A 13,687-nucleotide genomic window follows, 5' to 3' on the forward strand; every position below is an offset into this window, starting at 1 on the left:
ATGGCATTACTACAAATTGCAGAGCCTGGGCAATCGGCTGTTCCTCATCAACATAAGTTAGCCGTAGGCATTGACTTAGGTACCACAAACTCATTAGTTGCAACTGTTCGCAGTGGTAAAGCGCTGACTTTAGCCGACCATGCCGGCGATATTTTATTACCTTCGGTAGTGCGGTATCTGACGAGTAGCGTTGAGGTGGGTAAGTTGGCAAAAGCTCAAGCCGTCACCGATCCGTATAACACCATTACTTCAGTTAAGCGTTTATTAGGTAAAAGTTTGGCAGAGGTAGAGCAACAAGCTTTACCTTATCACTTTGCCGAGTCTAGTTCTCCCCAGTTACAAACGGTGGCTGGTGTGGTTGATCCGGTGCAAGTCTCCGCGGAAATTTTGAAGTCGCTGGCGCAACGCGCACGAGAATCGCTGCAAGGCGAACCCGATGGGGTGGTGATTACGGTTCCAGCCTATTTTGATGATGCCCAGCGTCAGGGCACAAAAGACGCTGCACAGCTTGCCGGTTTACATGTTCTGCGCTTATTGAATGAACCCACCGCCGCCGCAATTGCTTATGGTTTGGATAGCGGTGATGAAGGCATTATTGCGATCTATGATTTAGGTGGCGGTACTTTTGATATTTCTATCTTACGTTTATCGCAAGGGGTATTTCAGGTCTTGGCGACTGGAGGCGATTCAGCGCTTGGCGGGGATGATTTTGATGATGCCTTAGTCGAATGGATCGCTAGCCAAGCTGGGATTACTCAGCTTAGATCGGCGCAGCTGCAACGTGAATTATCACGGATTGCCAATCAACTAAAAATAACTTTAAGTGATCAGTCGGAAGCAGAAGTTTGTTTGCAGATTGAAGGGCTCAACTGGCAGGGAATACTGCGCCGTGAGCAATTTGATGATCTAATTAGTGAGCTGGTGAAACGCACCATTCGCGCCTGTCGCCGTGCCTTACGTGACGCCGAGGTTGAGCTTGAGGAGGTCAGCAATGTGGTGATGGTTGGTGGTTCCACTCGAGTCCCTAAAGTACGGGGTGAGGTGGCTAATTTTTTTGGTAGAACACCCCTGACCAATATCGATCCCGATCAAGTCGTTGCCATTGGTGCTGCGATTCAGGCGGACACTTTGGTGGGCAATAAAAAAGATGACGAGTTATTGTTATTGGACGTAACGCCTTTATCTTTAGGGATAGAAACGATGGGGGGCTTAGTGGAGAAAGTTATTCCGCGTAATACCACCATTCCGGTTGCCCGAGCGCAGGAGTTTACTACCTTTAAAGATGGCCAAACTGCGATGGCAGTACATGTTGTGCAGGGCGAGCGTGAACTGGTTGATGATTGCCGTTCATTAGCTAAATTTAACTTAAAAGGGATCCCGCCTTTAGCCGCTGGTGCGGCACACATTCGGGTGACTTTTCAAGTGGATGCCGATGGCCTGTTATCCGTTACAGCGATGGAGAAATCGACCGGGGTTCAATCTTCGGTGGAGGTGAAACCATCTTATGGCTTGGAAGACGAACAAGTCGTTAAAATGCTCAAAGACTCTGTGAGTCATGCCAAACATGACTTATCGATGCGTATGCTACGAGAACAACAGGTGGAAGCGGCTCGTTTTATTGAAGATATGAGTGCCGCTTTAAGCGAAAGCGGCGAGCGCTTGTTGAATGATGATGAACGACAACAAATACAAGTAGCGATGCAGCACTTACAAGTCGTGGCCCAAAAAGAAGATGTTGCAAATATAGAACAGGCAATTAAACAGCTTGACAGTATTAGCCAAGATTTTGCTGCAAGACGTATGAATGATTCGATTAAACAGGCCTTAACTGGCCAGCAAGTAGACAGGATTTAGTATGCCTAAAGTAATTTTCTTGCCCAATCCGGACTTGTGTCCAGAAGGGGCGGTTGTAGAAGCCAAGTCAGGTGAAACGGTATTAGACGTTGCGCTGCGTGATGGTATTGATATTGAGCATGCTTGTGAGAAATCCTGCGCCTGTACTACCTGTCATGTAATTGTGCGTGAAGGTTTTGATTCTCTCGACGAAAGTGACGAGTTAGAAGATGACATGCTGGATAAGGCATGGGGTCTTGAGCCAGAATCTCGACTCGGTTGTCAGGCCGTTGTGGCCGATGAAGACCTTGTGGTTGAAATCCCTAAATACACCATTAATATGGTATCTGAACAACACTAAGGAGTCGCTTATGGGATTACGATGGATAGATACGCAAGATATTGCGATAGCGCTAGCCGAACGCTTTCCCGAGCAAGATCCGAAACAAGTGAGGTTCACCGATTTACATCAGTGGGTTTGTCAGCTAGAAGATTTTGCTGATGAGCCTCAACATAGCAACGAGCGTATATTGGAAGCGATCATTTTAGCTTGGATGGAAGAGCTAGATTAATACCTATTTGAGGTCAATCTCTGATCTGTTTGCGGGTTAAAATCGATAATAACGACCTTATAAATTTTGTAATTAGAACCAGCAATTACTTCAATTTCTGCTTTGTTACTCCCGATGTTCCGGAAGCTATGATTTGATCATTGTCTTGTCTAGTTTGCTATTTGTATCACCGCAATGGCTTGTTGTCAGATAAATAAATGAGGAAGTATAGATGACCACCGTGTTGGACGTTGTATTATGCGCGAAAGCCGCTCCTGCTCAATGGGGCAATAAAGCATTAATTAGTTTCACTGCAGATCAAGTTATCGTTCATGTCGTTTCAGAAGGCTCGACAAGGCTTCAAGATATTCAAAAAGCCGCGCGTCGCTTAGATGCCCAAGGTTTAAAACACTTGTCACTGATTGGTGACTCGTGGGATCTGGAAGCATGCTGGGCATTCTATCAAGGTTATTATAATGCTAAGCAGGACAATCAATTAGGTGTCGCGGTGCTAAGTGAGCAAGCGCAACATCAGTTTGAAGCTTTAAAAGCAGCAGCTGATTGGACGCGTGCAGTGATTAACCTTGGCCCCGCTGATATTTATCCACAAAGTTTGTGTGATTCTGCGATTGCATTTTTAACTGAGTTGGCACCAAAGCATATTAGCTACCGGATCATTACCGGTGAAGACTTGCTGGAGCAAGGTTGGGTTGGAACTTACACTGTAGGCAAGGGCAGTTGTCAGGCTCCGGCAATGTTGCAGCTTGATTACAATCCGAGTGGCGATGACGATGAACCGGTCGCGGTTGCTTTGGTGGGGAAAGGTATCACCTTCGATTCCGGTGGTTACAGCATTAAGCCTTCCGATGGCATGTCGGTAATGAAGAGCGATATGGGAGGCGCTGCCACCGTAACTGGTGGCCTAGGGCTGGCTATTGCTCAGGGCTTGAATAAACGAGTCAAACTATTTTTGTGCTGTGCTGAAAACTTAGTGTCCAGTAAAGCTTATAAATTAGGCGATGTGATTCATTATAAAAATGGTGTGAGTGTTGAAGTCTTAAACACTGATGCTGAGGGACGTTTAGTTCTCGCAGATGGTTTAATTGCTGCAAGTGAAGTGAAGCCTGGTAAGATCATCGATGCCGCAACCCTTACTGGTGCTGCTAAAATGGCCTTAGGGCGTGATTATAATGCGGTATTTGGTTTTGATAAAAACTTGGTTGAGCAAGCCTTAGTTGCGGCGAAGGCAGAAGCTGAAATGGCCTGGGCATTGCCACTTGAAGATTTTCATAAGCAACAAATAAGCTCATCTTTTGCTGATATCGCGAATGTTTCTTCTGGTGAAGGGATGGCTGGGGCTTCAACTGCGGCAGCTTTTCTTGCCTATTTCGTAAAGAATGCAGATCAGAATTGGTTACACTTTGATCTATCTGGTTGTTATCAGAAATCGGCTAATAGTCTATGGGCGACTGGTGCTAAAGGCCATGGGATCCGTACTATTGCACGCTTGTTAACTGAGTAGAGCTAACTTATTATCATTGGAGTTGTTTAGCTTTCGAAGCGATTTTTTTGCGATGACGTTTCATTTAAATGAGATTGACTCGAAGAACTGTAACTATCGACATTAATGATGAGCTAACGCTACATGAATAAGCGAAAGTTGATGACGAAAGATAAACAGCCTCTAGAGGTGCTATTAATAAATTTTGCAATGGAGCTGATAAATGGCCTTAGAACGGACTTTTTCTATACTTAAACCCGATGTGGTGGCGAAGAATGCGATTGGTGCAGTTTATGCGCGGATGGAAGCTGCAGGCTTGCGTTTAGTTGCTGCAAAAATGTTGCATTTGACTGAACAGCAAGCGGCTGGTTTTTATGCCGAACATGAGGGACGGCCTTTTTATCAACCACTCATTGATTTTATGACATCCGGACCCATCATGGTACAAGTACTAGAAGGAGAGAATGCAGTGCAGGGCTACCGTGAGTTATTGGGTGCGACCAATCCCGCAGAGGCTGCCGCGGGCACTTTACGTCACGATTTTGGGACTGGCATGCCACCAAACGGAACTCATGGTTCCGACTCACCTGAATCGGCGGCAAGAGAAATCGCTTATTTCTTTGATGATAACGAAATTTGTCCAAGATAAAACGAAAGAGGCTAAGGCCTCTTTTTTAATGGAATGTTACAGGGCGTTTTATCAATATGCCCCAAGCTTAAGGATTAGCGATATTCGCTGGTAATGTGCTGTCATTATTTGTACAATTCGGCGCTTTTTAATGGTCTGTCGTGGAGTTAGGCGATGAGTGAGACAAAAACAAATTTACTTGATTTTAACCGAGAAGGGCTGCGTCGTTTTTTCGCTGAATTAGGGGAAAAACCATTTCGTGCCGATCAAGTAATGAAGTGGATCTATCACTTTGGTGTAGATAACTTCGACCAAATGAACAATATCAATAAAACTTTGCGTGAAAAACTAAACAAAGTTGCTGAGATAAAAGCGCCGGAAATTAGTACCGAACAGCGTAGCGCTGATGGCACTATTAAATGGGCGATGTTGGTGGCAGGGCAAGAAATTGAAACGGTCTATATTCCTGAGGGTGATAGAGCGACGCTGTGTGTATCTTCGCAAGTAGGTTGTGCTTTAGAATGTACTTTTTGCTCCACTGGACAGCAAGGTTTCAATCGTAATTTAAAAGTCTCTGATATTATTGGTCAAGTGTGGCGAGCAGCGCAAGTGATCGGACACAAAGGTGTTGAAGGGAAACGGCCAATTACTAATGTAGTGATGATGGGCATGGGCGAACCATTGTTAAATTTATCCAATCTAGTTCCCGCGCTGGAATTAATGCTAGATGATAACGGCTATGGCCTAAGTAAACGTCGGGTTACAGTGAGTACTTCTGGCGTGGTACCTGCCTTAGATAAGCTAGGTGATCAGCTTGATGTTGCGTTAGCCATTTCCTTGCATGCCCCTAACGATAAGCTCCGCAGTGAAATTATGCCGATCAATGATAAGTATAATATTGAAGCATTTCTGGCGAGTGTTAAGCGCTATATTGGTAAGTCAAATGCCAACCGTGGCAAGGTTACGGTGGAGTATGTTTTATTGAATCAAGTGAATGACTCAATGGAACAAGCGCATGAATTAGCGGCCTTATTGCGCGACACACCCTGTAAAATTAATTTAATTCCTTTTAACCCTTATCCGGGCTCTCCGTTTACTAAACCGAGCAATAGTCGTGTCGATCGGTTTAGCAAAGTCTTGATGGAATATGGCTCTACCGTGGTCGTGCGAAAGACTCGCGGCGATGATATTGATGCTGCCTGTGGGCAATTGGCGGGTGATGTTGTCGACAGAACCAAAAGAAGCATGAGAAAACGGATGCAACAGCAAGAAATTTCAGTCACAATTCAATAACTAAGCTTATCGAAGGATGAATATGAAACGCTGGCTGTTTTTGCTAATACTAATGTTTTCGGTGACTGCTTGTGTTACTGAGACACGGGTAAATGGCCAAGAAGTTAACAATGACAATCGACAGCTAGATAAAGAAGCCGCGGCTAAAACTCGTATTAGTTTAGCGTTACGTTACTTACAGGCGGGTGATGCCGAACAAGCTAAAAGAAATTTAGAGTTAGCTCAACAGCTCGCGCCTAATTCGGTTGATGTATATGTGGCTCAAGCCCACTTCTATCAGCAGGTTCGCCAACCGGAGCGGGCCATCAGTGCCTATAAAAAAGCGCGCTCAATTGCCCCAAATAATGGAGACGTATTAAATAATTATGGTGTGATGCTATGTAAGCAGCAAGACTACGTGGAAGCGGATAAACTGTTTAAAAAAGCACTCGCAAATCCTGAGTATGTGCAAGTGGCTGGCACCAATGAAAATGCCGGTTTGTGCGCATTAAGTGCGGGGCATATCGATGATGCCTTAGCGTATTTCTCGAATGCCTTAGCCTATAATATTCGTCGCCCAGCGTCCTTATTAGGGACGGTTGAGATTTACTTACAAAAAAATAAACCAGAGCAGGCGCGAATATATTTGCAACGGTATGATAGTATGGCTGAAACCACTGCCGAAAGTGCATTTGCTTGGGTTCGTCTCGAAAATGCCGCAGATAACTTTGCCGAAGAAGCGCGTTGGGGCCTTACCTTGCAACAACAATTTCCGAAATCAGAACAGACAAAACGATATATAGCTAATGACTACTAAAGCAGAATTAGAGCCTACCGAGCTTAGCGAGGATATTGAAGTGCTTAGCCCCGGCCAAATGTTACAGGAAGCGCGGGTTGTGGCCGAATTAAGCCAACAACAGGTGGCGGATCGTTTAAAATTACGGATTCAAGTGGTGATTGATATTGAAGCGGATAGCTTTGACAGCGGTCTATCCACAACGTTTATCAAAGGCTATTTACGCGGCTATGCCCGGCTGGTTAATTTATCTGAAGATCTTGTCTTATCTAGCTATCAGCATTTAAACGCTGCGCAAGAACAACGCACCGAAATGCAAAGTTTTTCTAAGCGAATTAAGCAGGAAACCCATGATAGCCGATTAATGAAGTTCACCTACTTAGTGGCGTTAGGGATTGTTGCACTGTTGGTCATTTGGTGGCTACAAGAAAAGCAACTCGATCCGGTGTTTGGCTCATTGAGTTCTGAAAGTGCCAGCGTCGTTGAGCTAGTTGAATCAAATCATGTCGCTATCGAGCCAGGTAGCGTTGATGCTGAGCGAACATCAGAGATCCCAGCACCATCGGAATCGCAACCCGAAGAGAGCGGTGAGCCGTCAGAGGCTGATGCGTCAGTGACGGTTGTTAAGCAAGACACGTTAGTCTCGGAACCAAGCCCTAAACTTAGCGAGGCCAATCAGCTCGCGGAAAAAGAGGATGTGGTGGTAGCGGCTAAGCCTAGCTCAGAGGCGCAAGTGCCGGCAGTGCCAGTCCCGCCGCTGAAGACTTTAGTCATGAATTTTGAAAATGAATGCTGGGTGGAAGTTCGGGACGCAAACGGTAAACGTTTAGTTGCTGCGATTAAGAAACCGGGTGATAGCTTGAAACTTAGCGGTGTTGCACCTTACAGTATTGTTTTGGGGACGGCTGCTGGTGTGAACATTCATTATGGACAAGACAAAATAGACCTTTCTTCATTTAAGCGCGGTAAAGTCGTGCGTATGAATATCCCTCAATAATTAATAAAGACCTTCGAGTATTATGAACCAGCCAAGTCCAATAAAACGTCGTAAATCAACGCAGATTATGGTGGGCAATGTTCCGGTCGGTGGCGATGCCCCGATTTCGGTTCAGTCGATGACTAATACCCGCACCACTGATGTTGATGCAACGGTTGCTCAAATTAATCGTATTGCAGCGGTAGGTGCCGATATCGTGCGTGTTTCGGTACCAACCATGGAGGCTGCAGAAGCGTTTAAGTTGATTAAACAGCGAGTATCGGTCCCACTGGTTGCCGATATTCATTTTGATTATAGAATTGCCCTTAAAGTCGCTGAGTATGGGGTTGATTGTTTACGAATTAACCCCGGTAACATTGGTAACGAGCAGCGTATACGGGCGGTTGTCGATGCAGCTAAAGATCGTAAAATTCCGATCCGGATCGGTGTGAACGGCGGCTCCTTAGAAAAAGATATTCAAGAGAAATATGGTGAGCCAACACCAGAAGCATTGGTTGAATCGGCGATGCGCCATGTGGATATTCTCGACCGATTAAATTTCGATCAATTTAAGGTGAGTGTCAAAGCCTCCGATGTGTTTCTTGCGGTTGGCGCTTATCAAGGCTTAGCGTCTCGCATTGATCAGCCTTTGCATTTAGGGATCACCGAAGCTGGTGGTATGCGCAGTGGCTCTGTGAAGTCGGCCGTGGGCTTAGGTATGTTGTTGGCGCAAGGGATTGGCGATACGCTACGGGTCTCGTTGGCTGCAGATCCAGTTGAAGAGATTAAAGTTGGTTTTGATATTCTTAAATCGCTGCGGATCCGCTCTCGTGGTATTAACTTTATTGCCTGTCCTAGTTGTTCTCGTCAAGAATTTGATGTGATTGCTACGGTCAATGCATTAGAGCAACGCTTAGAAGATGTGGTTACGCCGATGGATGTATCAATTATTGGCTGTGTGGTGAATGGGCCCGGCGAAGCCCTTATTTCTGATCTTGGTATTACAGGTGGTCATAAAAAAAGTGGCTTCTATCAAGATGGGACTCGCCAAAAAGAGCGTTTTGACAATGATAATTTGGTGGATGCGCTCGAAGCAAAAATTCGGGCTCGGATCCCCGTCAAAGATATCAGCGGTCGCTAAACGGCAAACAAATTTACCTATTGAGCGAAAGCCCCTATAATCGAGGGCTTTTAGTAGTGATTACCTGTTTTATTCGAGATTAATGTGGCTAAACAAATACAAGCAATACGAGGCATGAATGACTGCTTGCCTAGCGACACACCCGCCTGGCAAAAAGTAGAGTCGGTGATTCGTGAGGTGGTGGCTGCTTATGGTTATAACGAAATTAGAATGCCAGTTGTTGAAAGTACTGAACTGTTCAAACGTTCCATCGGTGAAGTGACCGATATCGTTGAAAAGGAAATGTATACTTTTGACGATCGCAATGGTGATAGTTTAACACTGCGCCCAGAAGGCACAGCCTGTTGCGTCAGAGCCGGCAATCAAGCGGGTTTATTATATAACCAAGAACAACGGCTGTGGTATATGGGGCCAATGTTCCGCCATGAACGCCCACAAAAAGGTCGTTATCGTCAGTTCCATCAAGCGGGTGTTGAAGCCTTTGGCATGGCTTCGGCGGATATCGATGCTGAAGTTATTTTACTTTCGGCTCGTTTTTGGAAGGCTTTTGGTCTAGAAAAGCATGTTAGTTTACAGCTGAATAGTTTGGGCTCAAATGAAGCTCGCGCTAATTATCGCGATGCTTTAATTGCTTATTTGGAAGCGCATAAAGAAGTGCTTGATGAAGACGCAAAACGGCGTATGTACGATAACCCGCTCAGGGTATTGGACAGTAAAAATCCACAGGTACAAGCGGCCTTAGTCAATGCCCCAAGTTTGGCTGAGTATTTGGATCCTGAAAGCCAAGCACATTTTCAACAGCTTTGTGCCTTGCTCGATAATGCAGGTATTGCTTATCAATTGAATCCACGTTTGGTCCGTGGCTTAGATTATTATAATCGCACCGTATTTGAATGGGTCACTGATAGCCTTGGTTCACAAGGAACTGTTTGTGCAGGGGGCCGTTACGACGGTCTGGTTGAACAATTAGGTGGTAAACCGACGCCCGCGGTGGGTTTTGCTATGGGCATAGAACGATTGGTATTGATGCTCGAAACCTTAGATCTATTAGGTGATTTACCATCGAGTGCTGATGTTTATGTGATCAATGCTGGAGAAGCAACGCTTGGTGCGGCATTTTCATTAGCTGAACAATTAAGAGATGCGTTACCCTCAGTGCGAGTCATGAGTCACTGCGGTGGTGGTAACTTTAAGAAACAGTTTAAGCGTGCAGATAAATCCGGGGCGAGAGTGGCGCTGATCATCGGTGATGATGAGTTGGCTAATCATCAGGTTACCGTGAAATATTTACGTCAAGATATTCAACAGCAGTGCATCGCTCAAGACGAGCTGGTAGCCTTGCTTAACACAGTATTAGCATAGTTAAGGAGACACCGTGGAAATATACTCCACTGAGGAACAGCAAGTTCAAGCCATCAAAGACTGGTGGAAGAAAAATGGTACATCAGTCATTGGTGGCTCCGTTCTAGGCTTAGCTGCCGTATTTGGTTGGCGCTACTACGGTGATTATCAAGTCGCGCAACAAGACGCAGCCTCTGATGCTTATCAACAAGTTGTTACTCAAGTGGCGAGTAACTCCGATGAGCTTAGCTCATTAGTGAGTTACGTAGCCGATGAAAAAGGAAATAACTACGCGGTGTTTGCGTCGTTATTATTAGCCAAAGAGTTGGTCGCAAAAGAAGATTTTGCGCAGGCCGAAGAGCAGCTTAAATTGGCTTTAGCGGGAGCTCCAGAAGAGTTAAAAGGGATGATTTATGCTCGGTTGGCGCGGGTGCAAGCTCAGCAACAGTCTTTCGATGATGCCCTTGCAAGTCTCGCCTTAATTAATGAGCCAGCCTTAAGCGCAACGGTTGAGTTAATTAAAGGGGATATCTATTTACAGAAAGGTGAACCTGAATTGGCGCGTCAAGCTTATCAAGCTGCAGTTGCGGCTGGTGCCAGTGAACAAGATCCTAGTGTCAACTTGAAATTGAATGATTTAACACAAGCCGAGGCTGCGAATGGCTAAAGCATGGCGCGGTGCTAGCTTGGCCTTGTTGTTACTTGGGTTGTCTGCATGTTCTTTGTTTAATTCTGAAGAAGATGTGGTGCAAATGTCACCAGTGCCTGAGTTTAGTAATCAGTTTAAGGTAACAAAGCAATGGGAAGTTCGAGTCGGTAGTGGTGTTGAAGGGTATTATTCTGCTTTATCGCCAGTGGTCGCCTACGACTCTGTTTTTGCAGCTGCACGCTACGGTGAAGTGCATGCCTTTGATCTTAATGGCAAGTCCCTATGGAAAATCGACTTATCTAAGCTGGAAAGTAATAATCAATTTTCTGGTAATACTCCTAACGCCCGTATTTCGGGAGGCTTAACGGCCGCTTATCAGCGGATTTATCTGGGGACCGAGAACGCCGACGTGGTGGCTTTAGATGCCCAGACTGGTGAGATAGTTTGGCAAGTTAAAGTTGCTGGTGAAGTATTAGCGAAGCCAGCCGTTGAGGATAGTATTGTGGTGGTGATGACCAGTAATGGTCATTTGATTGCATTGGATGCACACAGCGGTGAGCAAAAATGGGACACCAAGATAGATCAACCCGCTTTGTCATTGCGTAGTAAAGCCCCACCGCTGATCTCCAGTGGTGCGATTATCCTTGGCCGGAGTGATGGTAAAGTTGGTTTATATTTATTGGAAAACGGGCAGTTGATCTTTGACACGAAGTTGGCTCAACCAAAAGGTTCCACTGAAATCGACCGCATTGTTGATGTTGGTAGTAAGCCGATATTGATTGATTCGCAGCTCTATGCTGTGGCCTATAACGGTAATTTAGTTTCGGTGAACTTACGTAGTGGCGAAGAGCACTGGAAACGCAGTTACTCCGCTTATCAAAATATTGCCTCCGCTGGTTTAAGTTTGTTTGTTACGGATGCTAGCGATACGGTCTATAGTTTAGAACGTAATAATGGTGTTGAAAACTGGGCACAATCGGGTTTAGCGTACCGTATTGTTACCGCACCAGCGATAGACGGTGATCAAGTCTTAGTGGGTGATAGTGAAGGTTATTTATACTGGTTAAATCGTGAGACTGGTGAATTTATGAGTAAGCAGTTGTTAGATAGTAGCGGCTTATACGTCGCACCTGTGGTAACCTCCGATAAAATTATTGTTCAAACACGAAATGGTAAGCTAATTGCGCTAAATCGCAGTTAAATTGTTATAATTGTGTATAAAAGGCTCATGGTGAAATCATCATGAGCCTTTGTCATCTCATCTATTCTAAAAAAGAGGCCCTTATGCTTCCTGTTGTTGCCTTAGTGGGACGTCCTAACGTCGGCAAATCTACATTATTTAATCGCCTTACACGCAGTAGGGATGCACTGGTTGCCGATTTCCCAGGGTTGACTCGTGACCGTAAATACGGCCAAGCAAAAGTGGCTGAGCAAGAGTTCATCGTGATCGATACTGGCGGTATTGATGGGGATGAAGAAGGTATCGATGCGATGATGGCACAGCAATCGTTGCAGGCCATCGAAGAAGCTGATGCGGTACTGTTTTTAGTGGATGCTCGGGCTGGAATGACAATCGCCGATGAAGCGATTGCTCACCATTTGCGTAGACAAGATAAAAAAGTATTTTTGGTCGCTAACAAAACTGACGGTATCGATGCAGATACGGCTTGTGGTGAATTTTATGCTTTAGCCTTGGGCGACGTGCATCATATTGCCGCGGCACATGGTCGTGGGGTTAATATCTTGCTGGAAGAAGCCTTGCGTCCTTTTGTGACCGAACAACATGCGCAACAAGCGCTAGAAGGTGAAGATACCGAACTCGATTTAGACAATGAATTGAGTGAAACTGAGCTCGATCAGTTAGCTCAGCAGTTTGCTGATATGCCTATTAAATTAGCGATTGTCGGCCGACCTAACGTCGGTAAGTCAACACTGACCAACCGAATTTTAGGTGAAGAGCGGGTCGTCGTTTACGATATGCCGGGCACTACGCGTGATAGCATCTATATCCCTATGCAACGTGAAGACCAAGATTATATTTTGATCGATACTGCTGGCGTGCGTAAGCGTGGCAAGGTGACCGAGACGGTTGAAAAATTTTCGGTGATTAAAACCTTGAAAGCCATCGAAGATGCCAATGTAGTGATGTTGGTCATTGACGCACAATCGGGGATTTCTGATCAAGATTTAAGTCTGCTAGGTTTTGTGCTTAATGCGGGGCGCGCGCTGGTTTTAGCGGTCAATAAATGGGATGGATTAGATAACGACCATAAGGAGCGAATTAAGAGTGAATTAGATCGCCGATTAGGGTTTATTGACTTTGCTCGAGTGCACTTCATTTCTGCATTGCATGGAACAGGCGTCGGCCACCTATATGAATCGGTACAAGAGGCTTATAGCAGCGCCACCAAACGTGTTTCAACTTCTTTACTGACTCGTATCATGCAGATGGCACAAGATGATCACCAACCTCCATTGGTTCGTGGTCGTCGAGTTAAGTTGCGTTATGCGCATGCGGGTGGATATAACCCACCAAGAATTGTGGTCCATGGTAATCAAGTGAACTCCTTACCTGATTCTTATAAACGTTACTTAATGAATTATTATCGTAAGGCGCTAGAGATTATGGGAACGCCGATCCGTGTAGAATTTAAGGAAGGCGAAAATCCATTTTCTGATAAAAAGTCAAAATTGACTTTGGCACAAGAGCGTCGCCGTAAAAAAATGCAAAGCGTGAGTAAATATAAAAAATAGCTGGAGTGAGTCATGAGTCATGAAATCGCTTGTCCTGAATGTGACGGTGAGTTAATCCCTGAACATGAACATTGGTTATGTGTTGCTTGCCATCACCGATATTTACAACGGGTCCATTGCGATAAATGTGATGCAGAATTGGAAATACTGAAAGCTTGCGGTGCGGTGGATTATTTCTGTAAGCACTGTAATGAACTAAAGTCCAAAAAGGCGATGATTCAGCGCTTTGAACGCTGTGAATAAAC

14 protein-coding genes are annotated in these 13,687 nt (G+C 45.2%); all 14 read left to right on the plus strand.

All coding sequences use genetic code 11. The features are described 5' to 3' along the window. The 14 genes from hscA to ACRRS1_RS06955 all read left to right on the plus strand — a co-directional run bounded on the left by hscA (window position 1) and on the right by ACRRS1_RS06955 (window position 13,685). On the plus strand, window positions 1-1,854 hold the full coding sequence (hscA, locus tag ACRRS1_RS06890; RefSeq protein ID WP_432453894.1) for a Fe-S protein assembly chaperone HscA: 1,854 nt from the start codon (window positions 1-3) through the stop codon (window positions 1,852-1,854). 1 nt (window position 1,855) lies between these two features. Continuing rightward, on the plus strand, window positions 1,856-2,194 hold the full coding sequence (fdx, locus tag ACRRS1_RS06895) for an ISC system 2Fe-2S type ferredoxin (RefSeq protein WP_432453893.1): 339 nt from the start codon (window positions 1,856-1,858) through the stop codon (window positions 2,192-2,194). Between the two features lie 10 nt (window positions 2,195-2,204). Beyond that, the gene (iscX, locus tag ACRRS1_RS06900) at window positions 2,205-2,405 is read left to right on the plus strand and encodes a Fe-S cluster assembly protein IscX (protein WP_432453892.1); all 201 of its coding nucleotides are present in this window, start codon (window positions 2,205-2,207) and stop codon (window positions 2,403-2,405) included. 211 nt (window positions 2,406-2,616) lie between these two features. Beyond that, on the plus strand, window positions 2,617-3,906 hold the full coding sequence (gene pepB, locus ACRRS1_RS06905; protein WP_432468099.1) for an aminopeptidase PepB: 1,290 nt from the start codon (window positions 2,617-2,619) through the stop codon (window positions 3,904-3,906). 202 nt (window positions 3,907-4,108) lie between these two features. Then, window positions 4,109-4,534 (plus strand): nucleoside-diphosphate kinase, encoded by a 426-nt coding sequence (gene ndk, locus ACRRS1_RS06910; protein WP_432453890.1) that lies wholly within the window; start codon window positions 4,109-4,111, stop codon window positions 4,532-4,534. A gap of 153 nt (window positions 4,535-4,687) precedes the next feature. Further along, entirely contained in the window at window positions 4,688-5,806 is a 1,119-nt protein-coding gene (locus ACRRS1_RS06915) for a bifunctional tRNA (adenosine(37)-C2)-methyltransferase TrmG/ribosomal RNA large subunit methyltransferase RlmN (protein WP_432453889.1), read from the plus strand. 22 nt (window positions 5,807-5,828) lie between these two features. Beyond that, on the plus strand, window positions 5,829-6,602 hold the full coding sequence (pilW, locus tag ACRRS1_RS06920) for a type IV pilus biogenesis/stability protein PilW (protein WP_432453888.1): 774 nt from the start codon (window positions 5,829-5,831) through the stop codon (window positions 6,600-6,602). Further along, window positions 6,592-7,578 (plus strand): RodZ domain-containing protein, encoded by a 987-nt coding sequence (locus ACRRS1_RS06925; protein ID WP_432468098.1) that lies wholly within the window; start codon window positions 6,592-6,594, stop codon window positions 7,576-7,578. The genes pilW and ACRRS1_RS06925 overlap by 11 nt, the downstream gene beginning before the upstream one ends. A 22-nt stretch (window positions 7,579-7,600) precedes the next feature. Next, window positions 7,601-8,698, plus strand: a complete 1,098-nt coding sequence (ispG, locus tag ACRRS1_RS06930; protein WP_432464675.1) for a flavodoxin-dependent (E)-4-hydroxy-3-methylbut-2-enyl-diphosphate synthase — start codon at window positions 7,601-7,603, stop codon at window positions 8,696-8,698. Between the two features lie 84 nt (window positions 8,699-8,782). Next, complete coding sequence (gene hisS / locus ACRRS1_RS06935; RefSeq protein WP_432453885.1) at window positions 8,783-10,060, plus strand: histidine--tRNA ligase; 1,278 nt, start codon at window positions 8,783-8,785, stop codon at window positions 10,058-10,060. A gap of 13 nt (window positions 10,061-10,073) precedes the next feature. Beyond that, window positions 10,074-10,706 carry a YfgM family protein gene (locus ACRRS1_RS06940; RefSeq protein ID WP_432453884.1) on the plus strand — a complete coding sequence of 211 codons (633 nt, stop codon included), beginning with the start codon at window positions 10,074-10,076 and terminating at the stop codon, window positions 10,704-10,706. Next, the gene (bamB, locus tag ACRRS1_RS06945; RefSeq protein ID WP_432468097.1) at window positions 10,699-11,889 is read left to right on the plus strand and encodes an outer membrane protein assembly factor BamB; all 1,191 of its coding nucleotides are present in this window, start codon (window positions 10,699-10,701) and stop codon (window positions 11,887-11,889) included. The genes ACRRS1_RS06940 and bamB overlap by 8 nt, the downstream gene beginning before the upstream one ends. Before the next feature lie 83 nt (window positions 11,890-11,972). After that, window positions 11,973-13,442 carry a ribosome biogenesis GTPase Der gene (gene der, locus ACRRS1_RS06950; protein WP_432453882.1) on the plus strand — a complete coding sequence of 490 codons (1,470 nt, stop codon included), beginning with the start codon at window positions 11,973-11,975 and terminating at the stop codon, window positions 13,440-13,442. A gap of 12 nt (window positions 13,443-13,454) precedes the next feature. Then, window positions 13,455-13,685 (plus strand): zinc ribbon domain-containing protein, encoded by a 231-nt coding sequence (locus tag ACRRS1_RS06955; protein WP_432453881.1) that lies wholly within the window; start codon window positions 13,455-13,457, stop codon window positions 13,683-13,685. The last annotated feature ends 2 nt before the right edge of the window (window positions 13,686-13,687 follow it).

This window comes from Agarivorans sp. Z349TD_8 (assembly GCF_050870825.2).
Taxonomy (GTDB): Bacteria; Pseudomonadota; Gammaproteobacteria; order Enterobacterales; family Celerinatantimonadaceae; genus Agarivorans.